We start from the raw sequence: 26,579 nt of genomic DNA, 5'->3' as shown, positions 1-26,579 counted from the left end.
GAACACTACAGATCACAATAAGAAGGGAATTCTCATGCCGTCACTCGCAAGTAACAAGGCTGCCTTGCCTTCGGCAAATATGCAGTTGGTAAAGGATGATTCAGCCGGATCGGCAATCTACAGTTTCTATGATTCAGTACTTCAAGACTTGTGCCAGTCTGACAAGGTCCAAGTCAGGCAGGTGGTTACGCCAGCGCAGTTTCTCGAACTGTCTCGTGCCCGCAGCCGGTTGTACGGGCAGCGAAAGGTTTACTACAAGACGTTGTTTGGTAACGCGGTCGACGACACCGTATGCCTGGATGAGTACGACCCGCGTTCCTACGTGTTTGCCTTTTATTATGATGGTGAAATTATCGGCACCCAGCGTATTACGCCTTTCCCTCACGAGTCGGGCGAGTTCATCAGCCATGAACAACTGGTGCGGTTCTCCGGGCCCAATTACGAGAATGAGTGCGTCGAACTCTCGCGACTTATTGTCGACAAGCATTCCCCGGTCAAGAACGTGGTCAACGGCTTGGCGATGACCGGTGCCTCGCTGGTCGCCCTGGAAGGCGGCTACAAAACCTTCATCACCTACGTAAAACCACGGCTTGCGCCGAAGTTCGACAGCTTCGTCTTTGATCAGGACGGTATCTTCTTCCAGATCAAAGCCCGCGGTGATCACTACTACGCCCTGTACAAAGGCGATCTGATGCCGTCGGTCACGCCCTTCTTTGGCCTGCAAAGCTGCCCTGCAGACCTGAAGGACATTGATGATTTGATTCGCTACACCTTGGCGGCCCGTACCGCGAGGCAGTCACTGGCGGGATGAGCATCCAAAAACAACGACAACATTGAGGTTGATCCAAGATGGAAGCCAGGAACAAAGAAGTGGTCATCGAGTTTTACGAGCGCATGTTTGGCCAGCGGGAACTGGCGGTCGCCGATACGTTGATTGCCGAGGATTATGTACAACACAACAATGTATTTATCCCACCGCGCCGCGAAGGCTTCAAGACCTACTTTACGCAGTTCTTCAAAACATTCCCCGAGTCGGGTACCAGCATTGAACGGGTATGCGCCGAAGGCGATTATGTCTTCCTGTATGCCAAGCACTGGGCCAAGCACAGGTTCTTTACGGTGAATTACAAGGTGATCGATATCTATCGTGTGGAAAACGGTGTGCTGATGGAACACTGGGACACTATCGAAGGTCTGGGGTTCTTCTCCAAGTTCATCTACATCATAAAGTCTGTGCTGCGCCTGTAAGTCCGTGTTCGCTTGATATTATAAAAAGTGTCATGAATGATTTATCAACCCGCCAAGGAAGAGAGTGAAATGACTGAAGTGACCGCGTTTCGCAAAGAGCTGAAAGCCATCTGTGATGCCGAATGGGAAAAGATCAAGGCCGGCCGCTTTTTCCAGATGATGAAACGCCCCGAGTTGCAGCGTGAGCTCTACATCAAGTCGATTGTCCAGGTGTATCACTACACCAAGAACAACGCGATCAACCAAGCGGTGGCGTGCTGGAACCAGGACCATAAAAAGGTCGGCCTGCTGCGTTTTGCGATGAAGCATGCGCTGGAAGAACTGGGCCATGAAAACATGGCGTACAACGACCTGATCGCCATTGGCGTCGACAAGTCCGAGTTCGATAAGCCGATGCTGCCGGCCACAGAGGCGTTCTACGGCTACCTGGATTTCGTCTCTGTGTGCCGCGGCATCATTCCACGGCTGGGCTACAGCTTCTGGGCCGAGGACTGCTACGAGCACCTCGAGCCATTGATGGATGTCTGCAAGAACCATCTCAAGCTGACCGACCAACAACTTACCTTCTTTGTCGCCCACGCGATCATCGACGAGAAACACTCCGAGCAAGTCAACGCAGCCATCGACCGCTGGGTCGTGACCGACGAAGAAAAAGAGTCGGTCAAGCAAGTCGCACGCACCACGGTTTACTTGATGGGCAAGATCCTCGAGTCGGTCGCCGACGAGTTCTGAGGCTTGGCAACAGGCGTCCTCGCGCACCCGCTGCGCGAGGAGTTTTTACAGGGCGTGCATAACAATAAAACGATCGGCCGGACTGGCGCTTGTCCAACCGCCTGGCTGCCTCGGTCAATTCACTAGGAGGTGACATGAGTAGCAATAGCGACATGATTACCTGGGGCATGATGTTGCGCAAAATCCCCTCGATCGCCCGGGCCATTCCTCGGCTCGTCAGGGGAATCAAAGCTTCCAAGCTCAAGGTCGATCAGCCCTGCGGCCTGGGGTGGGCCTTCGAACAGGCGGTTGCGCGCAACCCTCAAGGACCGGCGTTGCTCTACAAGGACAATCGTTTCAGTTATGAACAGGTCAACCAGTGGGCCAACCGTTTCGCCCACTACCTGCTTGCCCGTGGCCTGAAAAAAGGCGATGTGGTCGGCATATTTGTTGAAAATCGCCCGGAATTGCTGGTCAGCGTGCTGGCGGTCAGCAAGATCGGCGGTATCTGCGCCATGCTCAACACCTCGCAGACCAACAACGTCCTGATCCACAGTTTGAGCCTGGTCAATCCCTCGGCGATTATCGTCGGTGAAGAGTTGGTGCCATCCTTTGACGCGGTGCGTAACGAGGTTGCCATCGATGAGTTGAGCACGTTCTTCCTGGCTGACACCGACACCACTCGCGATGCGGGCGTCGCGCCCGAGGGTTACATCAACCTGACCCGCGTCAGCGAAGCGCACTCCGCTGTCAATCCGGCGACCACCCAGCAGGTCTACCTGGACGACGCCTGCTTCTACATTTACACCTCCGGCACCACCGGTTTGCCCAAGGCCGGGGTGTTCAAGCACGGGCGCTGGATGAAAGTCTACGGTAGCTTCGGCATGATCGCCCTGGATATGCGCCCCGATGACATCGTCTATTGCACCTTGCCGCTCTATCACGGCACCGGGCTGTGCGTGAGCTGGGGCTCGGCATTGGCCGGGGCCTCGGGTTTCGCCATCCGCCGCAAATTCAGCGCCAGTCAGTTCTGGAATGACACACGCAAGTTCAAGGCCACCACCATTTGCTACGTCGGTGAATTGTGTCGCTACCTGATCGACCAGCCTCCCGCCGGCAACGATGGCGACAACCCGGTGGTGAAAATGATTGGCAACGGCCTGCGCCCGGGCGTGTGGGTCGACTTCAAGAGACGCTTCAACATCGAGCGGGTCTGCGAGTTCTATGCCGCCAGTGACGGCAACATCGGCTTTACCAACATTCTCAACTTCGAAAACACCATCGGCTTTGCCATCAACGCCTGGTCGCTGGTGGAGTACGAACACGACACCGGCGAGCCGCGGCGCAGCGCGAACGGTTTCATGCAGAAAGTCGGCAAGGGTGGCCAAGGTTTGTTGCTGGCCAAGATCGACGACGACGCCCCATTCGACGGTTACACCGATCCGGAGAAGAGCAAGAAGGTGGTGCTGTACGACGTTTTCGAGAAGGGCGATCGTTACTTCAACAGCGGCGACCTGATTCGCGATATCGGCTTTGGCCACGCCCAATTTGTCGACCGCCTGGGGGACACCTTCCGCTGGAAAGGCGAAAACGTCTCCACCACCGAAGTCGAAAACATCATGGTGCAACACCCCCACATCGCCGAAGCCGTGGCCTACGGTGTGGAAATCAAGAACACCAACGGCCGCGCCGGGATGGCCGCCATCACCCCATCGGCCCCGCTGGAGCAACTGGATTTTTGCGACCTGCTGCGCTTCGTCAAAAGCCAGATGCCCCACTACGCGGTGCCGATGTTCCTGCGCATCAGGACCTGCATGGAAACCACCGGCACGTTCAAATACCAGAAAACCAAGCTAAGGACCGAAGCCTTCGACCCCAGCCAAACCGGCGAAGACCCGGTCTACGCTTGGCTACCGGGCACCGAAACCTACGTGCGCGTGACTGAGCAGGTGCTGCAGGACATTCATGGCGGCAAGTTCCGCTACTGAAGGGCAACTGCGCGCGCGTCAAACCACAAGGCTGAACAAATGCGTAAGGCTGCTCACTCAAGCGGAGCAGCCTTACGCGTCCTGGTATCCCCGTCATAGCGCTCCGCGCCCCATTGGATGCATGCCCACGACCGCTTGATTGCAGCGCTAGGTGCTCTGGCCCTTGTGGCGCAGGGCATTCCGAGGTACAGGGTAAAGTGCCTTCAGCTGTGAGATCGCAGGAGCGTTCGATGATGTCCACTCCCTCACTGCCGGCCATGCTGCCCCTCAAGCGCGATGTGCGCCTTGCGCTGACGGTCTGGAAGATCTGGTCGTCGCGCCAGCGCGCGTTGAGCGAGGTCAACGTACACTGCCTCAACCTCCCCCTGGCGCTGGACACCTATGCCGAAGGTATCAACAGGCAGAACTGGCCGCGAGCGAAATCAAGGAACTCGTCGCGCAACTCATGACGATGCAGCAAAGCAGTCCGCTGCAACCGCTCATGGACACGCCTTGTGTCGGATCTTGGGCTCGCGAACGCATGGACGCATTCCGTCGCCTCACCAGAACTTTAGCGCTGACTTTGAATCATATGGCACATCAATCATCGCCTCTGGAGGCGTTCGAATCATGAGAAAAACCTTTGTAGCTGTTTTTGCGTGTGCGTTTGCACTGGGGGCAACTGCGCTGCTGCCTGCCGAGTTTTCGCCCATTGGTTCAGCCTACGCGAAAGACGGTGGCCATGGTGGAGGAAATGGCGGCGGGCATGGCGGGAATGGCGGAGGCCGGGGCGGTCAAGGCAGCAAGGGTGATGGCTTTGGTGGAGATCATGCAGGTAAGGCAACCCGCGATCATGGCGTGAGCGGCAATCACTACGGCAGCGACCGCAACGACGATAATGGCCATGGTTCCGCCACCTCTGGTATCGCCCACTCCAAGGATACTCGTGGCCTGTCAAAGTCGACGGCTATTTCTCGAACTACTCCAGGCGATCATAATTCCAAAGGACTGAGAAATGCAGTCAGCTCGTCCTCAAAGAATGACCGTTGAGGCGTCTACTTCTATCTGTCCATCGTTAGTAAAGTAGCCCAGCCCCGCGCTGGGCTTTTTTGCATTTGGCTACCGCCCAGCCCAGCCCCGCGCCGATGCCGCCCGATGCTCATGAACGGCTGAGGGTGGCGTGTGAGCGGTCCAGGGCAACGAGCGTGGAGTAGCGGCGTCTTCAGCGATCAATCAGGGCGTGCGGGCATGTGCCCGAAACCTGGCATCGTCTGAATCCCAAACCAACTGATACCCCCCGCCATTTGGCACAGGGTTGGCAATCTCGTACTCTCGCCACTCCGTCATTGCCCGACCATCGATTTCCGTTGGCTTGCGCTCAAGCAACCACACAACGGCATTGATGAACTGCCCATGTGAAAACACTGCAATATCCTCGGCAGGATGCGCGGCGAGTCGATCCAGGAATACTTTCGCCCGAGAGACGAAGTCCAAAAACGACTCCGCTCCCACGCCATCCCGCAACGCTGGATCTGACTTGGCCCAATACGCCTCGACCCAGTCCCGCCGCTGGGTAACTGTGGTGTTGGCGCAGCGCGCCGGTTCAAGGTAGGTGAATTCTTGAACTGGCCAAGTTTCGAACGCTGCAGCAGGGAAGGCCGTGGCCGTCGCCTTGGCGGTTGCCTGGGCTCGGGAGAACGGTGAGGCAACGATCAACTGCGGCGCCTGGGTGAACGACCGGGCTACTCGTTGCGCTTGTTCGACACCCTTCTGCGTAAGGGGAATGCTTGCGTGATCGCGACTGGCTTCGCCTGCGTTTGCGGCGCTTTCACCGTGGCGAATCAGCCTGGTTTGCTTCATTGTTTACCTGTCTTTTGAAAGTGCATGGGACAATCTGGTTTAACATGACGCCAGATCAACAAGGAGGATTGATATGAACAACCCCAGCAAAAAGCCCTTCATCCTTGCCGGCGGTCCACTCATCGCCATGGGCGCAGGCTTTATTGCCGTGGGCCTGTCCGGGCAACCTGCATTCGCTTACACCGGCCTGGGCTTGCTTGTTCCCGGTGTAGTATTGGTCGCGATCGAGTTCTGCTCGAGGCGTTGACAAGCTTGAGGGGTAGGCATCAGCAGCATTGTTCACAATAAGGATATCCGTGCAAAACTCACAACCGACCGATCCATCCGATTCCCTTGCAACTTCACCCCCCGAAACGTTGATGAACTGGTCGATCAAGGCTCGCCTCATTGCGCCCAAGGACCTGCGCAATGGCATCCTGGCGATTACCATCGGGATGCTCGGGGTAGCCGGTATGCTCAGTTGGCTGGGGGGCGACAATTGGGTCTACGGGATATGTGCCGTTATGTACGTCCTGATGCTGCTGTTATTAACGGTCAGAACCCACCTCTCATTCCAGCTCACCCGCGACGGTATAACGATCAGCAAGTACGTACGCTCCGATCGCGCCGCCAGAATCACCATCGTGGTGGTTGTTGTGATCGAAGCGGTGGTGATGCTCTGGCTGGCGGTGGCGACCGGCACCTGGTGGCTGTTGCTGACGCCGCTGTTTATCGCCTACATCCTGCTCACCCGCGAGATGGCGCCGCCTTCGCCCGAAGCCTGTACGGAACATGAGCACGGCCCCGGCTGGGAGCAGTATCGCTACCTGACCATTGACCGCAAGCGCCGCATCCTGGTCCCGCATATCAGTGAGCTGTCCATCGGCTTCGAACTACGTTTGCCCGACATGGCGATGTTCGAAGAGTGCCTGGCGCTGTTACGTGAACTGTTGCCAGCGCAGGTCGAGTATCTGGAGCGGGATTGGGAGTACGCCTGACGCAACGCCAACAGCAGCGCCCGTTAGTTTGCCTGCTTACCCAAGCCCTGCAACTTCTCCTGTAAATGCCGGATTTGCCAGTTGTCCTCGGGGTAGAACTGTCGGGCTATCTGGAGGGCTTGCGTATAGGTGCTGCGGGCTTTGCCGGTGTCACCCCTGGCTTCATGGATTTTGCCCAGGTTGTAATAGCGCAGCGACACTTTGGGGTGACGCTCGCCAAAGAATGCGATGTCGCTGCTCAGTGCCTTGTTCAGGAAGGCTTCGGCCTTGTCGTATTGTGCAAGGCCGAAGTAGGCGTCGCCGATGTTGTTCCAGCGGATGGCGACGCTAGGGTGGTTCGCACCATGGTTGGCCAGGTCGATATCCAGTGCCAGCTGATAATAGCCCAGTGCGTCCTGGTATCGGTGCTGAAGGTGGTAGGCAAAACCCAGGTTATTCAGTGCCGTGGCTACCGACGCGTCGTGTTCACCCAGCCGCCGCTTTCTGATCGCCAGGTTCTTTTCAAGGTTGTCGATGGCCTGGTCATACTGCCCCAGTTTGCTCAACGTCGTACCTAGGTTGTTGTAACTGTCGGCGGTGTGCAGGTCATCGTTGCCAAGTACTGCGATGCGCATGTCCAAGGCTTTCTGATGCTGGCTCAGGGCAGTCTCGAAGTTGCCCAGTCGCTCGTGGAAGTAACCAAGGTTGCTCCAGTAGGTCGCCTGCTGGCTGAGCGATACTTGGCCGTTGCGCTCGGCCGCTGCAAGTGCTTGGCTCATTAGCCGTATTGCCTGGCGATCATCCCCCAAGGCCGACACTGCCCGGGCTTTGACATTCAAGGTTTCGCTATCGCCAGGATCGCTTGAAAGCACGCGATCCGCTTCCTGGATCGATGCCTGGTATTCGTCCGCCAGTAACAGGTTCAAGGCTTTTTCGCTCGGCGGGGCAAGGGCGGCGCTTGCACACTCCATCATCACCAGCAACGGGAGAGGCAGCAGCATGTTCAATACATGAATACGCATGGTGTTCCTTCTAGTCGACGTGCAGTTCCAGCATCAGCTCTGCAGCTGTTTTGCTACGGCCTGTTCTCTTTTCAGTGCAATGGCCAGCATCGCCGCCGCTGTAATCCCGGGCATCATGAAGATATAGATTGTCGTTGGGAACGTGCGGCCAAAGTAGGCCCACGGCACGCCTCAAAGTGCGGTCGCGACCACCCCGGCAATCAGCAGGCGCTTGTAGCGTACTTCGGGGGTTGTGGCCATTGAGATCGCGTAGATTTTCCAGTTCGTCCACAGGCAGAACACTGACATCGAGATCGGCAGCAGAATGATCGCCCAGGCGAGCCAGCCTGTTGACGCCAGTGAGCCGAGTGCGCCAGCGAGAAAGAACAGTGCCCCCCAGATAAACACCAGGGTGACGGGCAACAGTCCGGCAATCGCGCCGAAGGTTAGAACAATTCGAAGTTTGACCAGGTTACTCAAGAATCCTCCATGGCTTGCGGCGCTCTCCATTCAAGCAGGGCGCCATCATACCCTTGCCGTCACCCAGGCAAAAACAAGACCTGTCGGCAAGGAATTTGGGAAGCGGGGCAGGGTGCTTTGCCTGGAAACTGATTTCAGTTTAGGCCGGAGGTGTTTGGGGATAAACGCCCGGGGCTGAAAGCTTTGTTGGTGAAACAGTAACAATGCCGTTTGCCGCACAAGCAATAAGCGCTAATGGCGGTTATTATCCGCGCCCGCAGTGTGTACTGCGGATGTCTTAGTCAAGGAGCAGGCTTGTAATGAGTCGACGTGCTGCATGGAAGCTGATGGTGGGTGCGGGTATCGGGCTGTGTGTATTGCTCGTTGTGGCCCTGCTCAAGGAGCCCAGGGTGGTGCTCGCGAAGTTGCAGTTCCACGGCGGTGCCCATCCTCGCGATGACGCCAGGCAAGTGCACGAGGTTTACCGCCAGGCCGTCGAGCAGCTGTTGGCCGCCCAGCACATCGATACGCAACGGCTGCAGATCGAACTCGATCCCCAGCAAAGTGACACCCTCGTGCTGCGTGGCCCTGAGCCAGCCCTGAGCGCCGCGCAGCGCCAGGCCTTGGCCAGCCAGCTCGATGCCATCCTGCAGGCGCGCAAGGCGGTGGTCTCCAGCGTGCAATTGCAGCTGGACTACAGCCAGGCCAAACGACTGAATGCAGCGGGGCGGGAAATCGGCCCGGCCCCTGCCAACGTCGTCGCGATGGGACGCAAGGTAATACCGCTGTGGTTCGACTTTCCCTACGAGACGAGCCTCGATACCCGCATCAGCGACAGCGAGCGGCGCCATGCCTTCGCCGGTAGCAGCACGGTCAAGGCCGAAGTGGGCTGCCAGCTCGATAGTTTCGTGCAGAGCGCCTTGCCGTTCGTCATCACCGGCTTCAAGGCCGACAGCGCGCAACTACAGGGCGGCATGGACATTCTCACCCACGATAAGTTGACCCTGCGCGTGCCTGCCAGCCTGTATTTTGACGACCGTGACCTGCGCGAGCGCCTCGAGACGGGTGGGCTCAAGGTCAGCGTGGGAAGCGAGATGTCCTATGGCAAGTTTCGCTCGACCTGGCTGACGATTGAGTTCGGATCGCTTGGCGAGCACCCCTACCAACCCTTCGACATGGCCGACGCCGGGCGCCAGGGCCTGCGCGAGATGTGTGGCAACTACGCGTATCAGGCCGGGCGGCCGTTTTCGTTCTTCTACGGGGTAGGGCTGGACCGGCTGCAAAAGGTCGATATTGCGCCGCAGGGCTGAAGCTGAGCAGGAGCGCCGGTGTCGTGCCCGGCGTGATAGCATGCCGCCGCGTTTCAAGGCGCGTCATCCAACCTTCTCCACTGGCGTCACCGAAAGGACTCAGCAAACCCATGTATTTCACCCTGGAATTCTACAGCGCCCTCACTTCGCAGTTCTGGACGCCGGTCCTCGCCGCCGTACTCACCTGGATTCTCCTCTGGTTCCGCAGCCAGTCCTACGACGGCACCGGCGCCTGGACCCTGGGCTTGATCGTGGTGCTGTGCGCGGTGGCGTTCTTCCCCAATGGCTACCACGCTGTGTTCAACACCGGCCCGACCTTCTACACCCATGACCGTATCTACGCGCCTGACTACTCGGCAAAGTTCACCGCCGATGTGCTGCTGACCATCGCCGGTATGCTGGTGGGCATGCTCGCACGCAAGATCGTTATCAGCTTGCGCTAATCGCGAAACTTCACCACCTGGTTGCACTCGGGGCACTCGATCAGCTTCTGGGTGAAGACCTCGTGGGGCAGTAACCCGCGGTGCATCAACAGTCCTTCTCCCGGCTTGTACAGATGGTGCATGGATTTGTTGCATTCCGGGCAGCGCACAAACAGCGCGGTGAAGAAGAACAGGCAAAGGCCGGCGATGGCAAAGACTACGTAGGCTTCGAAGTACCGCGTTGCATCACGGTCGAACAGCACCCAGATCATGTAGAGGCCGCCGGTCCAGATCGTAATGTTGAGATCGACCTGCATGAGGATGGCGAGAAAACGGTGCTTGAGGGGTTTCAACAGGATCATCCATTGATCGTTCAAAGGCGCAATTGCGCAGGGGGATGCTAGCGCTACGGCGGCTATTCTACTCAAACGGGCGGCGCCAACCACTACCCCAACGACGCCACGCTGTTGAGCAAGGTCTTGACCAGTTGCGCCTGGCGCGTGGCGCCGGTCTTGGCGAAGACACCGCGCAGGTGGGCGCGCACGGTATTGCGCGATACCCCGAGTGCTTCGGCCGTCTCATCAAGGGTCTGGCCATCCATCACCAGCATGGCCACCTCGGTTTCCGTGCGGGTCAACTGGAACAGGCTGCGCAGCAGGTTGCGCGAGGCCTGTGGCGAGTCCGCCGGGTCGCGGATGAACACCGCCACGGCCGGGCGTCGGGTGCCGTTCTGGGCCTGGTAGCTCATGGCAATCGGGCGCAGCAACAGGTTCAGCGGCATCTCGCCGCTGGGCCGTGCCAGGGTCAGCACCTGCAGGTCGTCGAGGCCGCGCTGGCGCTGTTTCAACACCGCCTGGATGGCATGCTGCAGCGCGCGGTTCTCATGGCTGGCAAAGGCACACAGCTTGTCGTGCCTGCACTCCAGGCCGTCGCGACTGTCAAACAGGCGCTGGGCGGCGCGGTTGCAGCGCATCATCCGGCCGTTCTCGTCGAGGATGGCCGTGCCGACCATCAGGCGGTCGATGGTGGCCGCATAGAGCTGGCGCTCGGCATCCAGTTGATCCACTGCCGAGTGCAGGTCTACAGCCTGTTGCAGGTGCGGCAACAACAGGCGGATCAAGTTGATCTGCGCTTGATTGAAATCCTCGCTGGCGTGGTCGCGGCAGGCGAACAGGGCGCAGTGCATGCCGGCGGCGGTGCGCATGTTGGCCACCAGTACATGGCGCAGGTCCAGCGGCCGCAGGTAGTTGCGGTAAAACTCATGGCCCAGCCAGGCCTCGGTGCCCAGCACCTGGTCGGCACTGGCGACCTGGTCCACGGGCCAGTCGATGAACGGACAGATCGAATAGTAATGCTCGCTGTAGGAGGGCTCGCCAGGCAACAGCGGGCCATGTACCGAGGCATTGACGATCAGCCCGGGGCGCTGGTGGTCGGGATTGCGCAGCACCAGGGTGAAGAAGCTGGCGGCGAAGCGTTGGCGCAGGACGTCCAGCAAACTGGCCCAGGGCGTCGACTCCAGCGGGCCGTGATAGACCAGCCCGAGCAGGCTGCTGAGCTCGGCAGGGGCAATGTCGAGGCTGGCGTGCAGGTCCGGGCAGGTAGGAAAGGGCAGGGTCATGCGCGCCTCTTTGGCTGCGTGTTGTTATGGCTCGAGTATCGACCTGGGTCAGGGAGACAAAATCGTCCGTTTGGCTTAGATGGCCGGGCGCTGATGAGCGCAGCGCACGCTCCAGGGTGCAACGCTGCGCCCGGTCGCCGTTACAACGCCAGCAGGGCCTCGACGATGCGTTCGGCAGCGGCCTCGGCAGTCTCGTGCTGGGTATCGATATGGATATCCGGTGCCACCGGTGGCTCGTAGGGCGAATCGATGCCGGTGAAGTTCTTCAGCTCACCACGTCGGGCTTTCAGGTACAGGCCCTTGGGGTCGCGCTGCTCGGCCAGGGCCAGCGGCGCATCGATGAAGATCTCGAGGAAATTGCCATCGCCCGCCAGGCCCCGGGCCATGTCGCGTTCGGCACGGAACGGCGAGATGAACGACACCAGGGTTATCAGGCCAGCATCGAGCATCAGCCTGGCCACCTCCGACACCCGGCGGATGTTCTCCACCCGGTCGGCTTCGGTGAAGCCCAGGTCGCGGTTCAGGCCGTGGCGCACGTTGTCGCCATCGAGCAGGTAGGTGTGTCGGCCCAGGGCATGCAGCTTGCGCTCGACCAGGTTGGCGATGGTCGACTTGCCCGCGCCGGACAACCCGGTAAACCACAGCATTCGTGGCGCCTGGCCCTTGAGCGCGGCATGGGCCTCGCGGTTGACGTCGATGGCCTGCCAGTGCACGTTTTGCGCCCGGCGCAAGGCAAAGTGCAGCATGCCGGCGCCGACCGTGCGGTTGCTCAGGCGATCAATGACGATGAAGCCGCCAGTGTCGCGGTTGTCGGCATAGGCATCAAAGGCGATCGGCCGGTCCAGGTGCAGATTGCACACGCCGATGCCGTTCAGCTCCAGGGTCTTGGCCGCCAGGTGCTCGAGGCTGTTCACATCGACCCGGTGCTTGAGGTTGGCGCAGCTCATGCCGACGGTGCGGCAACCGATCTTCATCAGGTACGGGCGGCCCGGCAGCAGCGCTTCTTCGTCCATCCATACCAGGGTCGCCTCGAACTGGTCGGCGACGGCCGGCGGGGCGTCGGCCAGGGCGATCAGGTCACCGCGGCTGATATCGATTTCGTCCTTCAGGGTCAGGGTCACGGCCTGGCCGCACAGGGCTTGCTGCTGTTCTCCGGCACTGCCAAGGATGCAGGTGATCTCGCTCTGCTGGCCTGAAGGCAGCACGCGAATGCGCTCGCCGACGCGCACGCTGCCGGCCGCAACGTTGCCGCAATAGCCGCGAAAATCCAGGTTCGGCCGGTTCACCCATTGCACCGGCAAGCGGAACGGCGCCTGGTTCTGCCGGGCTTGCTCCAGCGGCACGTCTTCCAGGTGCGCAAGCAGGCTCGGGCCCTGGTACCAGGGGGTGTTGGGGCTGGTTTCGAGCATGTTGTCGCCGCGCAGTGCCGAGAGCGGGATGCACTGGATATCCTGCAGGCCGATCTGTGCGGCGAAGGCGCGATACTCGGCTTCAATGCGCTCGAACACTGCCTGCGAATAGCTCACCAGATCGAGCTTGTTGATCGCCACCACCACTTTGCGGATGCCCAGCAGCGACACCAGGTAGCTGTGCCGGCGGGTCTGGGTCAACAGGCCCTGGCGGGCATCGATGAGGATCACTGCGAGGTCGGCGGTGGACGCACCGGTGACCATGTTGCGGGTGTATTGCTCATGGCCGGGGGTGTCGGCAACGATGAACTTGCGCTTTTCGGTGGCAAAAAAACGGTAAGCCACATCGATGGTGATGCCTTGCTCGCGCTCGGCGCTCAAGCCGTCGACCAGCAGGGCGAAATCCAGCTCCTCGCCCTGGGTGCCGAGTTTTTTCGAGTCAGCTTCAAGCTGGCCCAACTGGTCTTCGAACAGCACCTTGGACTCATACAGCAAGCGGCCGATCAGGGTGCTCTTGCCGTCGTCGACACTGCCGCAGGTGATGAAGCGCAGCAGCTGTTTGTTCTGTTGCTGTTGCAGGTAGGGCGTCAGGTCGCCATTGCGTGCATCGGTGATCGCGTTCATCAGAAATACCCCTCTTGCTTCTTCTTCTCCATGGAGCCGGCCGAATCGCTGTCGATCAGGCGGCCCTGGCGTTCCGAGGTGCGGCTGACCAGCATTTCGCTGATGATCGCCGGCAGGTTATCGGCGTCGCTGTCGATGGCGCCGGTCAACGGGTAGCAACCCAGGGTGCGGAAACGCACCTTGCGCAGTTCCGGGGTTTCTCCAGGCCGCAGTGGCAGGCGCTCGTCATCGACCATGATCAGCGTACCGTCGCGGCGTACCACCGGGCGTTCCTTGGCGAAGTACAGCGGCACGATGGGGATCTGTTCGAGGTAGATGTACTGCCAGATATCCAGCTCGGTCCAGTTCGACAGCGGGAACACGCGCAGGCTTTCGCCCTTGCGTTTGCGTGTGTTGTACAGGCGCCAGAGCTCCGGGCGCTGCTGTTTTGGGTCCCAGCGGTGCTGCTCGGAGCGCAGCGAAAACACCCGCTCCTTGGCCCGCGACTTTTCTTCGTCGCGCCGGGCGCCGCCGAACGCTGCGTCGAAACCGTAGTGGTCCAGGGCCTGCTTCAGGCCCTGGGTCTTCCACACGTCGGTGTGCAGGGCCGAACCGTGGGTGAAGGGGTCGATGGCCTTTTCCAGACCTTCGGGGTTGATATGCACCAGCAGGTCCAGGCCCAGACGTTCAGCGGTCTTGTCGCGAAATTCGATCATCTCGCGAAACTTCCAGGTGGTGTCCACGTGCAGCAGGGGGAAGGGCGGCTTGCCCGGCGCGAAGGCTTTCATCGCCAGGTGCAGCATCACGGCGCTGTCCTTGCCGATCGAATACAGCATCACCGGGTTTTCACACTCGGCCACCACTTCGCGGATGATCTGGATGCTTTCCGCTTCCAGCCATTGCAGATGAGTCAACATCGAATACCTCCTCGAGTTCTGCCGGGATTGGCACCGGCTGAACGTCACGGTAGGTAATGGGGGGCGGTGGCTTCTTCGTCTGCTTGGACGAAGAATGCTGGACTGGCCTCATCGCGGGTCAAGCCCGCTCCCACAGGTTTAGTGCTGTTCTGAGCATTGATGCAGTACCTGTGGGAACGGGCTAGCCCCGCAATCCAGACGACACGGGCAAGGTCAAGGCGCCGACCCGAACAACCGCTCGGCATGGGCCTTGAGTGCCACGGCCACGGCGTCGAAGCCCTGTTTCACCCAGGGGCCGTGGTCGGCCATGACCTGGTCGGCGGTCGGGCCGAGGAACTGGTCAGTGGTGTGGTAGCGGCAACTCGCTGGCCCACTGCGTTCGATCAACTGCTCGCGCCGCGCCGCATCAGGGTTGTCGGCACTGGCGTGCATCTCCCAGGCCAGCAAGCGATGCGGCTCGAAGTCGGCCAGGCGTTCGACCACCTTCAGCAACTCACCAGGCCGGCGTGGGTCGGGCAGGAACAGGTTGACCGGCTCGCCGAGCACCAGGCTCGACTCGACCTTGACCGTGTAGGGGTTCCACTGCGGGTAGGCGGGCAGGTCGATGAGGATCGCCCAGACCAGTTCGGCCGGGGCATCGATGTCCACGGTCAGCGAACGGACCAGGTTTTTTTCTGCACTCATGGGTGGCTCCTGTGAGGGTGACTGCGCGCCACAAGGGGGCGCCAGTGAGCCGGGGCTCAGGCGCGATCCTCACCGCTTGTGCCCGGCGGCTCCTCGTCCAGGCGGACTAGATCGGCGGTTTAGTCCGCACGGACGAAGCCGCGCTGCCGGGCTCCTCCCTAAGGTCGGGTACAACGGCGGACCCTCCGCCGGCAGAGGAGACTGACATGGCTACAGACACACCCCAACAGGCGGTCATCAGCGGTGAGAGCTGGACCCGTTTTTGCGAGCAGTTGCGCCGCAGCGGCGAACAGATCCTGCGCGCCGAGGCTCCGGCCGACGAGCAAACCCGCGCCGAAGGCTTTCGCTACCTGACCCGCTTGCTGCGCATCGCCCTGGAGATGCACCTGGAGTTCGCCGATCCAGATTTTCCCGGGTTCATCACCCCCTCCCATGAAACCGCCAAAATCGGTGCCGATAACCCCGACAACCTGTACCGCTATGCACGCCTGAACGGTGAGCACGAGTACCGTGTCAGCGGCCAGCGCGGCAGCGTCGCCTACCTGAGCTTTGGCTCGCAAAAGGGTGGTTACGAAACCGACGGCAAGATGATCCAGACCGGCTTTATCGACGCCGGGCAATTGCAGCTGGATGCCGAGGGCAACTTCGAGATCATCCTCAGCCAGCACCCGCCGGCCAGCGGTAACTGGCTGCCCCTTGAGCCGCAGAGCAATGCCTTGATCGTGCGCCAGACCTTCCTCGATCGCAGCAGTGAGCAGCCGGCGCAACTGCACATCGAGCGCCTGAATGGCGGCCACGCACCCGCGCCGCTGGACGCCGCACGCCTGCAGCAAAGCCTGCAGCGAGTCGGTGGTTTCGTTGAGAACACCGCACGGCTGTTCGCCGACTGGGCCCAGGGTTACCAGCAGCACAGCAACCAGTTGCCGGCCGCCGACCAGGCGTTGTGCCAGGCAGTGGGCGGTGATCCGAACATCTTCTACTACCACTCGTACTGGGCACTGGCCGACGACGAAGCGCTGCTGATCGAGGTCGACCAGATGCCGGCCTGCGACTTCTGGAACCTGCAGATCAACAACTACTGGATGGAGTCGCTCGACTACCGCTACCACCGCATCTGCCTGAACAAGCATGCGGCGCAGCTTGCGGCGAACGGCAGCCTGCGCATGGTCCTCAGCCACCGCGACCCGGGCCTGGCCAACTGGCTGGAAACCGCCGGCCACCCCCACGGCACCCTGTGCCTGCGCTGGGTTGGCGCCAAACAACCGGTTCAGCCGACCACCCGCGTGGTCAAACTCAATGACCTCAAGGAGCTGGCAGTATGAGCGGCAACGATTTTTCCCTGGACCTGCTGCTGGCCGAGGCCAGTGCTCGCGCAGGCGGTCTTGACGATTTTGGCCCGGGCGATTTTCGCCAGGGCCTTGAAGTACTGGGGCAGGCCCTGGAGCAGGAAGCGCGATTATCGCCACAAGGGCGCCTGCTGCTGCGCGAGAAGCTATTGGCGCAATTGGTCAATCGCCTGGTGATCGAAGACCACTGTCGGCGCCTCCCTGAGATTCTCGAGATTGAGATCAACGACCCGCTGGTGATCGTCGGCCTGCCGCGTACTGGTACCACGCTGCTGCAACGCACCCTGGCGGTGGACTCGCAGTTCAGCAAGGCGCAGTGGTGGGAAACCCGCTACCCGGCGCCCCTGAGCGGGGAAACCCTGGAACAGCCGCTGCAGCGCATCGGCCGGGCGCGTGCCGAAGTAGCGGCGATGGTCGAGCTCCTCCCGCAGTTGCTGGCCATTCACCCACTGGACGCCGAGCAGCCCGACGAGGAGTTCATGCTGATGGAGCACTCGTTCCTCTGCGCCATGGACTCCTACGTCAACGTCCCCAGCTATACCGCCTGGCTCGATCGCCAGGACCAGACCCAGGTCTACCGTTACCTCAAGCGCACCTTGCAGTTCCTGCAGTGGCAGCAGGCACGCCGTGGCATTGCCCCGGGCCGGCGCTGGCTGCTCAAGAGCCCGCAGCACTTGCATACCCTGGAGCTGTTGTTCGAGGTGTTCCCCGGGGCGCAGGTGGTGCTTACCCATCGCGAACCGGGCAAAACCATCCCCTCGCTGGCCAGCTTCATCCATACCCTGTGGCAGCTGTACAGCGCCCAGGCCGATGCCCAAGCCGTTGGCGAGCAGTGGAACCGGCGCATGGCACGGGCACTGCGCCATGCCATGGCGGTACGCGACAGCCTGCCGGCCGGGCGCTTTCTCGATGTGCGGTTCGAAGACACCCTGGCCGCACCGCTGGCGGTGGTCGAGCGCATCTACCGCTTCGCCGGCCTGGAATGCACCGCGCCGGTCAACGCGGCCATGGACCAATGGCTGGCCGCCAACGGCCGGGAAAAACGCGCCACCCATCACTACAGCCCTGAGCAGTTCGGCCTCAGCGACGCGCTGCTGCAACGTGACTACGCCGAGTACCGCGCCCGGCATATCCACGCCTGAGCCAAACCCATAACAATAAAAGGAGTCATCCCATGCTACTCAAAGACAAAGTCGTGATGGTTTCGGGCGTCGGCCCCGGGCTGGGTATCAAGCTGGCCCTGGAGGCCGCGCGCGAAGGGGCGCGGGCCGTGGCCATCGGCGCCCGCGACCAGGGCCGGCTGCTGGAGGCACAACAGCGCATCAAGGCCGTTGCCGAACACTGCGAAGTGTTGTGCGTGGCCACCGACATCACCGATGTGCAGGCCTGCCAGCGTTTCGCCGAAGCTACCCTCAAGCAGTTCGGCCGTATCGATGCGCTGATCAACAGCGCCTTCTCCCATGGTGGTTTCCAGGCCGTGGATGAGGCGGACAACGACCCGCTGCGCGAAGCGCTGGAGGTCAACCTGCTGGGTTCGCTGAACATGAGCCGCGCGGTGCTGGCGCCCATGCGCGAACAGGGCGCGGGGGCGATCGTCATGATCAACACCCTGGGGGTGCGCAAACCGTATCAGGGCGGCGCCGCCTATGCCGCGTCGAAAAGCGCCCTGGCCGCCAGCGTGCGTTATCTCGCCAGCGAACAGGCGGCCCACGGCTTGCGGGTCAATGCCCTGGCCTGTGGCTGGATGTGGGGCGAGCCGGTGCAGGCCCTGGTGCGCCAGAGCGCGGTGGCCCGCGGTGTCAGCGAAGCGCAAGTGCGCGCCGAGTTCAGTGCCGGCATCCCTGGCGGGCGCATGCGCAGCGACGAGGAGTGCGCCCGCGCCGCAGTGTTTCTGGCATCGGACTACGCCAGTGCAATCAATGGCGCGCAGCTCGATGCCAACGGCGGCGAAGTGATGTACTGAGGAGGGCTGCAGATGAACACCATCGATCACTGCGCCTTCAACGGCGATGCCGACGGGCTCTGCGCCTTGCAGCAACTGCGTCTGGCTGGCGAACTGGCGCCAACGGTGCACCTGGTCAGCGGGGTCAAGCGCGACATCGAGCTGTTACGCCGGGTCCAGGCCGGGCCCGGCGAGCGGGTCACGGTGCTGGACGTGGCCCACGAACAGAACCGTGAAGCCACCCGGCGCCTGCTCGATGCCGGCGCCCGGGTGCGCTACTTCGACCACCACTTTGCCGGCGAACTGCCGCGCCACCCGGCGTTCGAGTCGTTCATCGACACCGCCGCCGAGGTGTGTACCAGCCTGCTGGTCAACCGTTATCTGGGCGGGCGCCATCACCGCTGGGCGGTGGCGGCTGCCTTCGGTGACGGTATGACCGGCCCGGCGCTGGCGCTGGCGGCGCAACATGGCCTGGACGAAGAGGATGTGCGCGCCCTGGAGGAACTGGGCCTGTTGCTCAACTACAACGCCTATGGCGACAGCCTGGCCGACCTGCACTTCGAGCCTTTGGCGCTGGCCGCCGAGCTGTTGCCGTATCGCGATCCGCTGGACTTCATCCGCCACAGCACCAGCTTTACCACCCTGCGCAGCGGCCATGCCGCCGACATGGCCGCCGCCACAGGCCTTGAGCCGTGGCAGGCGGGCCAGGGCGTGCTGATCTACCGCTTGCCTGCGCAACCCTGGGCGCGTCGGGTCAGTGGCGTGCTGGCCAACCAGCTGGCAGCAGGGGCGCCAGGCAAGGCGATCGGCTTGCTCAGCGCCAGGGCCGAGGGTGGCTGGGGGTTCAGTTTGCGGGTGCCGGAAGATGCCGGGCTGGCGGCAGATGCCTTCTGCCGCCAGTTCCCCTCCGGCGGCGGGCGCAAGCGTGCTGCCGGGATCAATCGCCTGACTGACGCGCAGTTGCAGGAAGTCGCTGAACGTTTGCTGGATTGCTATCGCTGAGAAAGACCAATGCCCCGACCGGATCGGGCGGGGCGTTGGGTTTTGCTGCGTGGGGGGTTAGCGGGTACCGAGCTTGCGCAGGTTGCCGGGAGTGAACTCGTCGGCGGCAAAGTTGCTGGCGTTGAGCTTGGCCGGTTTCTGCTCGTCGAGCAGGCGGTCGACCAGGTAGGAGCCGGCGATCAGGTCATGGTAGATCCCCAGGCGGGCATGGAAACGCTGGATCTCATAGGCGTACACCGAGGTCTGCATGTTGGTGCGCCACAGTTGCCCGCGGGCGTCGAAGTTGTCGGCCAGGGTCGCGGCCCAGCTGTCTTCATCGATGTAGATCAGGCGCTTGGCATAGATGTGCCGGGCAGATGGCTTGAGCGTCGCCTGCAGCACCCACACCCGGTGTTTTTCATAGCGCATCAGCTCCGGGTTGATATGGCCGCTGGTGGAGAGGATCTGCGCGGTATTCACCTCGGGGCTGTCGATCTTGTAGTTGTTGTAGGGGATGTAGATCTCTTTCTTGCCGACGATGCTCCAGTCGTAGCGGTCGGTGGCACCGTTGAACAGGCGGTCTTCATCGTAGACGCGAAAGCCGCCGGCGCCGGTTGGCGAATCGTAGCCGACGGTTGGCGCGCGGCGTACCCGGCGCTGGCCCGGGGTGTACTGCCAGGCCTGGCGCGGCTGGGCGGCGGCGTTGATGAACTCGTGGCCGACGATGATTTCGCCTTTCTTGCGCACCGGCTCAAGCGTAGTGAGCAGGAAGTCGGTGAACACGCCATTGACGCTTTCCACGCTCTGCTTGGGGTCGGACCACAGCGAGTAGATCTTGTAGTTGACCTTTTCCAGGGCCTTGTTGTTGTCGGCATAGACCACCACCTGCTGGTAGTTGGCCTCTTCGGTAGTCGCCCGCGCCTGCATGTTGTGGTTGAGGATCAGCTCGTTGCCGTTTTTCGGGATCGGGAACGGCGAGGCGCCAAAGGCGTTGATTGCATCGTTGCCGTCGGCGCTGAGCGTGGCGTTGAGCGCGTTGCGCTTGAGGGCATCCTCGCTGGCCTGGTCGACCCTGAAGTCCCGATGGCTGGGGTAGACCGGAATCTTGAACGAGCTCGGGTAGCGCTTGAACAGTGCCTTCTGGCCGTCAGTGAGGTTGGCGGCGTACTGCTCGACGTTCTGCGCGGTAATGGTGAACAGCGGTTTTTCGTCGGCGTAAGGGTCAGGGTAGGGCGTGCCGGGTCCGGCGAACTTGAGCTGTGGTGGCAGGCCGCGCCATTTTCCGGTCCAGGCCGGAATGCTGCCATCGGCGTTGCCGGCGCGTTCGGCGCCGACCGGGGTCAGGTCCTTGCCCAGGCGCGCGGCATCGTCGTTGCTGACATTGGCGTGGGCCAGGCTTGCGCCGAGCAGGGCGGCCGCGAGGGTGGTGCGCAACCAGGGATGCGTGAGAGTAGACATGCGGTGCTCCTCCATCAGGGGCTTCAGAAGCGGTACTTGAAGTTGAGGGCGACGTTGTCGCGGTCGGCCAGGGGCGAATTGTTGGCATTGCCCAGGTAGGCGTTGTAGAGCGCTTCGACGGTGAAGTTGCCGAGGTAGCGCCAGGTGGTGCCGATGCTCGCGCGCTCATCGCCTTGCCCGGCATTGATCGAGCCAGTCATGGCGCTGTCGTGCTGGGCGGCGCTGCTGTAGGTGACCGGTACCGACATGTCCCAGCCGCTGAACACGTCGTTGTAGTCGAAGGTCGCCTGTACCGTGTAGCCCCAGGCGTCGCGGTCCAGGACCAGGCTGTCGGTGCCGGGCAGGGTCAGGCCGGGGGCCAGGGTCACCGGGGTCGAGGCGTCGTTGTCGAGCACGGTGTTGTAGACCAGCTCGCCGACCAGGGTGGTGTTGTCGGCAAAGGCGGTCGGGCCGACCACGTGGATCATCGACACCTGGGCCTGCAGGGTCTGCGCCCGCACGGGGCTGGAGAAACCGTTGTCGACCATCACCGGCGCGCCGTCGCGGTAGCTGACTTCACCGGCGATGCTGGTGTCGCCGAGCACGGTGCCGAAGCTGGCGCCGTACTGGTCGATGTTGTCGAAGTAGCGCACGCGGTAATGGCCCAGGTCGGTCTGGAAATCCAGCGACGGGTTCTTGTCGTGGTAGCGCGAGTAGTAGAGGCCGAACTCGGTGTTGTTCAGCGACTCGGCGGTGTAGCGCAGGGCCACGCCGTACTGGCCGCTGTCACTGGGTTCGTCGTCCTTGAGGCGGGTGACGAAGCCTGAGGCATCGCTGAAGCCGCCGCGGTCGATCAGGTCGGTGCTGGAAAAATAGCTGCCAACCCCGAACAGGTCGGTCTTCTCCCATTTGTACTGGTAGTAGGCCTGCAGCTCCAGGGCGTCGGTCAGGCTGAACTGGCCGAACACCTGGCCCACCGGCAGCAGCACTTCCTTGACCTCGACCCCGGGGGTGGTGGCCTTGGTCGCATCGACCGGGCTCTGGGCGGCGGAGATGCCCGGGTAGAACAGACTTTCACCCCAGCTCACCACCTGATCGCCGACTCGCAGATTGAGGTTGTGGCCGCCGACGTCCCAGCTGCCATAGGCATAGGCGTCGAGCAGGCGCAGGTCGTCGCGGTGCTGGTCGATGGTGTCCTGGGAGAAGCGGTCGGCGCGCCGGCAGTTGCCGCTGGCCAGGCAGTTGGAGGCACCGGTGCCGTTGTCGTTGCCCTGGTCGTAGACGTTGTCGTAGAAGCCGGCAGCGCGCATGAACAGGCCGAAGTCGTTCTGCCACTTGAGGTTGGCTTCGGTGAGAAAGCCGACGCGGTTGGTGATCAGGCTGCCCCTGTCGAAAGCGTTGTCGCCATCGTTGCCGTCGGCGTTGGCCACCAGCTTGTGGTCGCGGCCCTCGGTACGCCAGGCCAGGCTGTAGGTCAGGGTGGTGTCCCAGTCGATGCTCAGGTCATCGTTGGCCTGGAAGGTCAGGGCGCTGGCCGGGCTGCCCAGGCCGCCAGCCAGCATCAACATCCCCAGGCGCACGCAGGTGTTCAGTGAAGGTGGGGCGATTGTTGTTTTTATCATGTCGTCCTCATGCCGCGGTCAGACCTGCCCGACCGCCGTATTCAAGGTGGGAGGTGAAGCTGGGGCGACTATGGAATCCCCTTGGCGGCGCAACATCGTCCAAGCGGACTAAGCGAAACCGCCGAGTGAGCAGGGCGTTGGCGCTAGTCCCATCGGACGATGTTGGCCGGTGCCGGGCACCGAACAATCAGCGGGCCAATGCCCCCGGCCGACAGCCGGCGCGGCCTGTTGTCTGTTGCCCTGGAAAAGGTGAACACATGAACGAAGCCGGGATCGAGTGGGACCAATGTTGCGACGTGCTGGTGATCGGTTCGGGGGCCGGCGGCATGACCGCCGCCCTGCGCGCCCACGACCTGGGGCTCAAGGCCCTGCTGATCGAGAAAAGTAGCGAATACGGCGGTACCTCGGCGGTATCCGGCGGCGGTATCTGGATCCCGAACAACCCGCGCATCAGCGCCCTGGGCGGGCAGGACTCGGCCGAAGAAGCCATCGCCTACCTCAGGGCCGTCACCCATGGCGAGATCGACGACGGGCGCATCGAGACCTATGTCGAGCAGGGCCGGCGGATGCTCGAATACCTCGAACAACACTCGCGGGTGCGCTTCGAGGCGCAACCGCAATATGCCGACTACTACCCCGAAGTGCCGGGCGGCAAGCCCGGCTATCGCTCGATGGACCCCTTGCCGTTCGACGCGGTGCAGCTGGGCGACGAATTCCTCAAGATGCGTGCGCCGTCACCGGGCACGCTGATGATGGGCCGGATGGCCATGACCATGAAAGAAGCCCAGGTACTGCTGTGTCGCGGCAAGGGCTGGCTGCGCCTGACCCTGCGGGTGATGTGGCGCTACTGGCGTGACCGCAAGGGCCGCAAGCTGTCGCGCCGGGATCGCTTCCTGACCCTGGGCAATGCCCTGGTCGGGGCCTTGCGCTGCTCGATGCTCGACCGAGAGGTACCGCTGTGGCTCGACTGTGCGCTGGAGCAGCTGCTGATTGTCGACGGGCGGATCGGCGGCGCCCAGGTCCGCCGCGACGGCAAACTGGTGAGGATCAAGGCGCGTCACGGGGTGATCATTGCCGCCGGGGGCTTCGAGCGTAACCAGGCGATGCGTGACCAGTACCACCCGCAGCCCTCGCAAGCCAGCTGGAGCGCGACGCCGCCGAACAACACTGGCGACGGCATTCGTGCAGGCCAGGCAGTGGGTGCGCGTACCGCGCTGATGGAACACAGCTGGTGGGCGCCGACCACCCATGTGCAGGGCGAAGAGAAGCAGCGCGCACTGTTCGTCGAACGTACCTTGCCGGGGTGCGTCCTGGTTAACGCGGCTGGCGAACGCTTCGTCAACGAGGCTGCGCCCTACACCGACATCGTCTACGCCATGTATGCCAACAACCGTGAAGGCGCCAGCAGCGTGCCGTGCTGGATGGTCTTTGACGCCAGTTTTCGCCGCAAATACCCCTGTGGTGCGCTGTTGCCGGGCTATGCCCAGCGCGACTGGCAGTTGCCCCGGCACCTGCGCGACTACTTTCACAAGGCCAGCAGCCTCGAAGCACTGGCGAGCAGCATCGGTGTCGACCCTGCCGGCCTGGCGCGTACCGTGCAGCGTTTCAATGCCATGGCCAGCCTGGGTCGCGACGAGGATTTCGCCAAGGGCGAATCCTTGTTCGACCGCTATTACGGCGACCCTGGCGTGCAGCCCAACCCGTGCCTGGCGCCGTTGCTGCAGGCGCCGTTCTATGCGGTGCGGGTCGACGCCGGTGACATCGGCACCAAGGGCGGCTTGCTGACCGATGTGCATGCGCGGGTATTGCACGAGGACGGCCAACCGATCCTCGGCCTGTATGCCATCGGCAACAGCGCTGCATCGATGATGGGCCGCACCTATCCGGGGGCGGGTTCGACCCTCGGCCCGGCCATGACTTTCGGCTACCTGGCCGCCAATCACATTGGCGCGCTTGCCAGTAACCCCCAGGCCCAGGTGGCACTGGTTTCTTGAGGATGCACCCCATGAATACACAACACAGGCAGGTTGCCGTGGTTACCGGCGCCAGTCGCGGTGTCGGCCAAGGCATCGCCCTGGCCCTCGGCGCGGCCGGCATGACCGTTTATATTACCGGCCGCGCTCGTGGGCAGGGCGGTTCACGTTTGTATGGCCACGCCCTGGACGGTGACCTGCAGGCCACCGCCCAGGCCATCAGCGCCGTGGGCGGGCAGGGCATCGCGGTGACCTGCGATCATGGCGACGATGCCCAGGTGCAGGCGCTGTTCGCCCAGGTTGAACGCGAATGCGGGCACCTGGATCTGTTGGTCAACAACGCGGCCTTCATCCATGATCAGTTGATCGAGCCGGGGCCGTTCTGGGCCAAGCCGCTGGAGCTGGTGCGCATCCTCGATGTCGGCCTGCGTTCGGCCTATGTCGCCAGCTACCATGCTGCGCCGTTGTTGCTGCGCAGCCGTCAGGGGCTGGTGTGTTTCACTTCCTCGTTCGGCGCTGGCTGCTACATGCACGGGCCGGCCTATGGCGCGCAGAAGGCCGGCTGCGACAAGCTGGCCGCCGACATGGCCATCGATTTTGAAGGCCAGGGCGTGGCGGCCTTGTCGCTGTGGCTCGGCCCGCAATTGACCGAACGCACGCGGGTTGCCGGCGAACAACATGGTGAGCAGTACAAGGCGTTCCTCGCCGATGCCGAGACCCCGCAGTTCAATGGGCGAGTGATTCATGCGCTGCTCAACGATCCGCAGTTGATGAGCTATTCCGGGCAAACCCTGATCACTGCCGAGATAGCCGGGGGTTATGGCATCAGCGAAGCGGGCGGGCGCCAGCCGCCTTCGCATCGTGGCTTGCTGGGGGACCCGCGCCAGCAGCATCCGGCGCGGGTGATCTGAGCGGCGGATTGCGACCCCTGCGGGCTCGATCGCCGGCAACGCCGGCTTGTGTCTTGAGGAAGGAATAGAATCAGAAGTGAGAGCGGTGAATGGCAAGCTGTACGCCGGTAGTGCTTAAAGCACGTGTGGGAGCAAAGCTGCCATTCACCTCTCCACTCTGGCCCGAGCCCGAACAGTTGATTGAGCGCCTCTCGAATCACAAGCGTGGGCCAAGCCAGAGCGCTCTCACAACTGAGTGTAAGAGGGTTCAGCCATGTTGTCTTCTGTTGGAATCGACACTGCCAAAGCCACTTTGGAAATCTGCATCAAGCCTCAGAAAATTCGCTTCGAAGTGGCCAACAACTCCGCAGGCTTCGAGGCGTTGCTTGAGCGTCTGAAGGACTTCAATATCAGTCGAGTGCTGATCGAAGCGACAGGCGGCTACGAGAAAGATGTGTTGATCGCCCTGGCCTCAGCAGGACTGGAAACCATCTGCATCAACCCAGCCCGTGCCCGAAAATTCGCCGATGCCATGGGTAAAAAAGCCAAAACCGACAAGATCGACGCCGAAGTCCTTGCGGACTTCGCTGCACACCTCAGCGCCCCTCAAGGCCAACCGGTCAGCCCGGAACGCGAAGAGCTGCGCGAGTTGGTGAAGCAGCGCGCCCAATTTGTGCAGAGCCGTGATGACTACAAACGGCGTCGCCTGCAATGCCGCTCGGCAATGGCGATGGCCCACTTTGATGAGCACATAGAACACCTGAAAGTGCTGATCAAACGCCTCGACGAAGAAATTGATCAGGCGATGGTGCAACTGGACGATACCAGGGCGCGTCAGTTATTGGCAGTGACCGGAATCGGTCGAGTAACCGCCGCAAATCTGCTCGCCTCACTGCCTGAACTGGGGCAGTTGGACCGCCGTCAGATCGCCGCTCTGGTGGGCGTAGCGCCTTACAACAACGATAGTGGTAGCCATCGAGGGCACCGCCAGATATGGGGTGGTCGGGCCCATGTAAGGCGAGTGCTGTACATGTCGAGCTGGATCATCATCCGTCACAACACAGAATTTAAAGCACGCTACGAAGCACTTCGGGCACGTGGCAAGTGCGCCAAGGTGGCACTCGTAGCTTGCATGCGGGTGCTGATCGTCAGGCTGAATGCAATGCTGCGGGACAATACCCCTTGGCGAGAGCAAACAGCCTGATCAAGACAGTTGCTCCCAC

General features: G+C 61.9%; 27 protein-coding genes and 1 pseudogene. 17 read left to right on the top strand and 11 right to left on the bottom strand.

Annotation, left to right across the window (positions count from 1 at the left end; all coding sequences use genetic code 11):
* Nucleotides 1-34: 34 nt before the first annotated feature.
* The 6 genes and pseudogenes from CCOS864_RS17910 to CCOS864_RS28785 all read left to right on the top strand — a co-directional run.
* Entirely contained in the window at nucleotides 35-811 is a 777-nt protein-coding gene (locus tag CCOS864_RS17910) for an N-acyl amino acid synthase FeeM domain-containing protein (RefSeq protein WP_233674298.1), read from the top strand.
* A 38-nt stretch (nucleotides 812-849) separates the two neighbouring features.
* Nucleotides 850-1,248, top strand: a complete 399-nt coding sequence (locus tag CCOS864_RS17905) for a nuclear transport factor 2 family protein (protein ID WP_043859797.1) — start codon at nucleotides 850-852, stop codon at nucleotides 1,246-1,248.
* Nucleotides 1,249-1,317: 69 nt separating this feature from the next.
* Nucleotides 1,318-1,980 carry an iron-containing redox enzyme family protein gene (locus CCOS864_RS17900; RefSeq protein ID WP_115087697.1) on the top strand — a complete coding sequence of 221 codons (663 nt, stop codon included), beginning with the start codon at nucleotides 1,318-1,320 and terminating at the stop codon, nucleotides 1,978-1,980.
* 134 nt (nucleotides 1,981-2,114) lie between these two features.
* The gene (locus CCOS864_RS17895; protein ID WP_115087696.1) at nucleotides 2,115-3,947 is read left to right on the top strand and encodes a long-chain-acyl-CoA synthetase; all 1,833 of its coding nucleotides are present in this window, start codon (nucleotides 2,115-2,117) and stop codon (nucleotides 3,945-3,947) included.
* Nucleotides 3,948-4,180: 233 nt separating this feature from the next.
* Nucleotides 4,181-4,396, top strand: a complete 216-nt coding sequence (locus CCOS864_RS17890) for a hypothetical protein (protein WP_148708549.1) — start codon at nucleotides 4,181-4,183, stop codon at nucleotides 4,394-4,396.
* 160 nt (nucleotides 4,397-4,556) lie between these two features.
* A pseudogene (locus tag CCOS864_RS28785) lies at nucleotides 4,557-4,694 on the top strand (hypothetical protein); the annotation flags it as partial.
* On the opposite strand, the gene CCOS864_RS28780 reads toward CCOS864_RS28785, so the two are convergent.
* Both CCOS864_RS28780 and CCOS864_RS17880 read right to left on the bottom strand, forming a co-directional pair.
* Nucleotides 4,644-4,832, bottom strand: a complete 189-nt coding sequence (locus CCOS864_RS28780) for a hypothetical protein (protein WP_167458909.1) — start codon at nucleotides 4,830-4,832, stop codon at nucleotides 4,644-4,646. The pseudogene CCOS864_RS28785 and the gene CCOS864_RS28780 overlap by 51 nt on opposite strands.
* A 327-nt stretch (nucleotides 4,833-5,159) precedes the next feature.
* On the bottom strand, nucleotides 5,160-5,786 hold the full coding sequence (locus CCOS864_RS17880) for a histidine phosphatase family protein (RefSeq protein WP_115087693.1): 627 nt from the start codon (nucleotides 5,784-5,786) through the stop codon (nucleotides 5,160-5,162).
* Nucleotides 5,787-5,859: 73 nt separating this feature from the next.
* On the opposite strand from CCOS864_RS17880, the gene CCOS864_RS28265 reads away from it, so the two are divergent.
* Complete coding sequence (locus CCOS864_RS28265; protein WP_167458908.1) at nucleotides 5,860-6,033, top strand: hypothetical protein; 174 nt, start codon at nucleotides 5,860-5,862, stop codon at nucleotides 6,031-6,033.
* A gap of 49 nt (nucleotides 6,034-6,082) precedes the next feature.
* Complete coding sequence (locus tag CCOS864_RS17875; RefSeq protein WP_148708548.1) at nucleotides 6,083-6,763, top strand: hypothetical protein; 681 nt, start codon at nucleotides 6,083-6,085, stop codon at nucleotides 6,761-6,763.
* A gap of 23 nt (nucleotides 6,764-6,786) precedes the next feature.
* Here the strand turns inward: CCOS864_RS17875 and CCOS864_RS17870 are convergent, their stop codons facing one another.
* Nucleotides 6,787-7,764, bottom strand: a complete 978-nt coding sequence (locus tag CCOS864_RS17870) for a tetratricopeptide repeat protein (protein ID WP_115087691.1) — start codon at nucleotides 7,762-7,764, stop codon at nucleotides 6,787-6,789.
* 171 nt (nucleotides 7,765-7,935) lie between these two features.
* Nucleotides 7,936-8,223 carry a hypothetical protein gene (locus CCOS864_RS17865; protein ID WP_148708547.1) on the bottom strand — a complete coding sequence of 96 codons (288 nt, stop codon included), beginning with the start codon at nucleotides 8,221-8,223 and terminating at the stop codon, nucleotides 7,936-7,938.
* A 299-nt stretch (nucleotides 8,224-8,522) separates the two neighbouring features.
* On the opposite strand from CCOS864_RS17865, the gene CCOS864_RS17860 reads away from it, so the two are divergent.
* Complete coding sequence (locus CCOS864_RS17860; RefSeq protein ID WP_134063260.1) at nucleotides 8,523-9,512, top strand: hypothetical protein; 990 nt, start codon at nucleotides 8,523-8,525, stop codon at nucleotides 9,510-9,512.
* Nucleotides 9,513-9,622: 110 nt separating this feature from the next.
* Nucleotides 9,623-9,955, top strand: coding sequence for a hypothetical protein (locus tag CCOS864_RS17855; RefSeq protein ID WP_115087688.1), 333 nt, complete (start codon nucleotides 9,623-9,625; stop codon nucleotides 9,953-9,955).
* Here CCOS864_RS17855 and CCOS864_RS17850 read toward each other — a convergent pair.
* The 5 genes from CCOS864_RS17850 to CCOS864_RS17830 form a co-directional block, all read right to left on the bottom strand.
* Nucleotides 9,952-10,296: a hypothetical protein gene (locus CCOS864_RS17850; RefSeq protein WP_115087687.1), complete on the bottom strand. Its 345-nt coding sequence runs from the start codon at nucleotides 10,294-10,296 to the stop codon at nucleotides 9,952-9,954. The genes CCOS864_RS17855 and CCOS864_RS17850 overlap by 4 nt on opposite strands.
* An 83-nt stretch (nucleotides 10,297-10,379) precedes the next feature.
* Nucleotides 10,380-11,552 (bottom strand): helix-turn-helix transcriptional regulator, encoded by a 1,173-nt coding sequence (locus CCOS864_RS17845; protein ID WP_115087686.1) that lies wholly within the window; start codon nucleotides 11,550-11,552, stop codon nucleotides 10,380-10,382.
* 140 nt (nucleotides 11,553-11,692) lie between these two features.
* On the bottom strand, nucleotides 11,693-13,585 hold the full coding sequence (gene cysN / locus CCOS864_RS17840; protein ID WP_115087685.1) for a sulfate adenylyltransferase subunit CysN: 1,893 nt from the start codon (nucleotides 13,583-13,585) through the stop codon (nucleotides 11,693-11,695).
* A complete protein-coding gene (cysD, locus tag CCOS864_RS17835; protein WP_258579054.1) occupies nucleotides 13,585-14,529 on the bottom strand; it encodes a sulfate adenylyltransferase subunit CysD in 945 nt (314 codons plus the stop codon). The genes cysN and cysD overlap by 1 nt, the downstream gene beginning before the upstream one ends.
* A gap of 165 nt (nucleotides 14,530-14,694) precedes the next feature.
* A complete protein-coding gene (locus CCOS864_RS17830) occupies nucleotides 14,695-15,165 on the bottom strand; it encodes an SRPBCC domain-containing protein (protein ID WP_115087683.1) in 471 nt (156 codons plus the stop codon).
* A gap of 206 nt (nucleotides 15,166-15,371) precedes the next feature.
* Between CCOS864_RS17830 and CCOS864_RS17825 the strand changes: the two genes are divergently transcribed.
* From CCOS864_RS17825 to CCOS864_RS17810, 4 genes are read left to right on the top strand one after another with little or no spacing between them, the layout of a single operon-like run.
* Entirely contained in the window at nucleotides 15,372-16,487 is a 1,116-nt protein-coding gene (locus CCOS864_RS17825; RefSeq protein WP_115087682.1) for a DUF1214 domain-containing protein, read from the top strand.
* A complete protein-coding gene (locus CCOS864_RS17820; RefSeq protein WP_115087681.1) occupies nucleotides 16,484-17,653 on the top strand; it encodes a sulfotransferase family protein in 1,170 nt (389 codons plus the stop codon). Before CCOS864_RS17825 ends, CCOS864_RS17820 begins: the two co-directional genes overlap by 4 nt.
* 32 nt (nucleotides 17,654-17,685) lie before the next feature.
* Entirely contained in the window at nucleotides 17,686-18,474 is a 789-nt protein-coding gene (locus CCOS864_RS17815; protein ID WP_115087680.1) for an SDR family oxidoreductase, read from the top strand.
* Nucleotides 18,475-18,486: 12 nt separating this feature from the next.
* Entirely contained in the window at nucleotides 18,487-19,455 is a 969-nt protein-coding gene (locus CCOS864_RS17810) for a DHH family phosphoesterase (protein ID WP_115087679.1), read from the top strand.
* Between the two features lie 57 nt (nucleotides 19,456-19,512).
* Here CCOS864_RS17810 and CCOS864_RS17805 read toward each other — a convergent pair whose 3' ends face one another.
* Nucleotides 19,513-20,892, bottom strand: a complete 1,380-nt coding sequence (locus tag CCOS864_RS17805) for a DUF1329 domain-containing protein (RefSeq protein WP_115087678.1) — start codon at nucleotides 20,890-20,892, stop codon at nucleotides 19,513-19,515.
* A 23-nt stretch (nucleotides 20,893-20,915) separates the two neighbouring features.
* On the bottom strand, nucleotides 20,916-22,493 hold the full coding sequence (locus CCOS864_RS17800) for a DUF1302 domain-containing protein (protein WP_115087677.1): 1,578 nt from the start codon (nucleotides 22,491-22,493) through the stop codon (nucleotides 20,916-20,918).
* Nucleotides 22,494-22,750: 257 nt separating this feature from the next.
* Here CCOS864_RS17800 and CCOS864_RS17795 point away from each other — a divergent pair, with 257 nt between their 5' ends.
* The 3 genes from CCOS864_RS17795 (at nucleotide 22,751) to CCOS864_RS17785 (ending at nucleotide 26,560) form a co-directional block, all read left to right on the top strand.
* On the top strand, nucleotides 22,751-24,487 hold the full coding sequence (locus CCOS864_RS17795; protein WP_115087676.1) for an FAD-dependent oxidoreductase: 1,737 nt from the start codon (nucleotides 22,751-22,753) through the stop codon (nucleotides 24,485-24,487).
* Between the two features lie 11 nt (nucleotides 24,488-24,498).
* Nucleotides 24,499-25,377 (top strand): SDR family NAD(P)-dependent oxidoreductase, encoded by an 879-nt coding sequence (locus CCOS864_RS17790; protein ID WP_115087675.1) that lies wholly within the window; start codon nucleotides 24,499-24,501, stop codon nucleotides 25,375-25,377.
* 253 nt (nucleotides 25,378-25,630) lie between these two features.
* Nucleotides 25,631-26,560, top strand: a complete 930-nt coding sequence (locus CCOS864_RS17785; protein ID WP_115085406.1) for an IS110 family RNA-guided transposase — start codon at nucleotides 25,631-25,633, stop codon at nucleotides 26,558-26,560.
* The last annotated feature ends 19 nt before the right edge of the window (nucleotides 26,561-26,579 follow it).

Source organism: Pseudomonas wadenswilerensis (genome assembly GCF_900497695.1).
GTDB classification, from domain to species: domain Bacteria; phylum Pseudomonadota; class Gammaproteobacteria; order Pseudomonadales; family Pseudomonadaceae; genus Aquipseudomonas; species Aquipseudomonas wadenswilerensis.
Note: the sequence above shows the minus strand (reverse complement) of the source record. Positions and strands in the feature narration are given on the sequence as shown.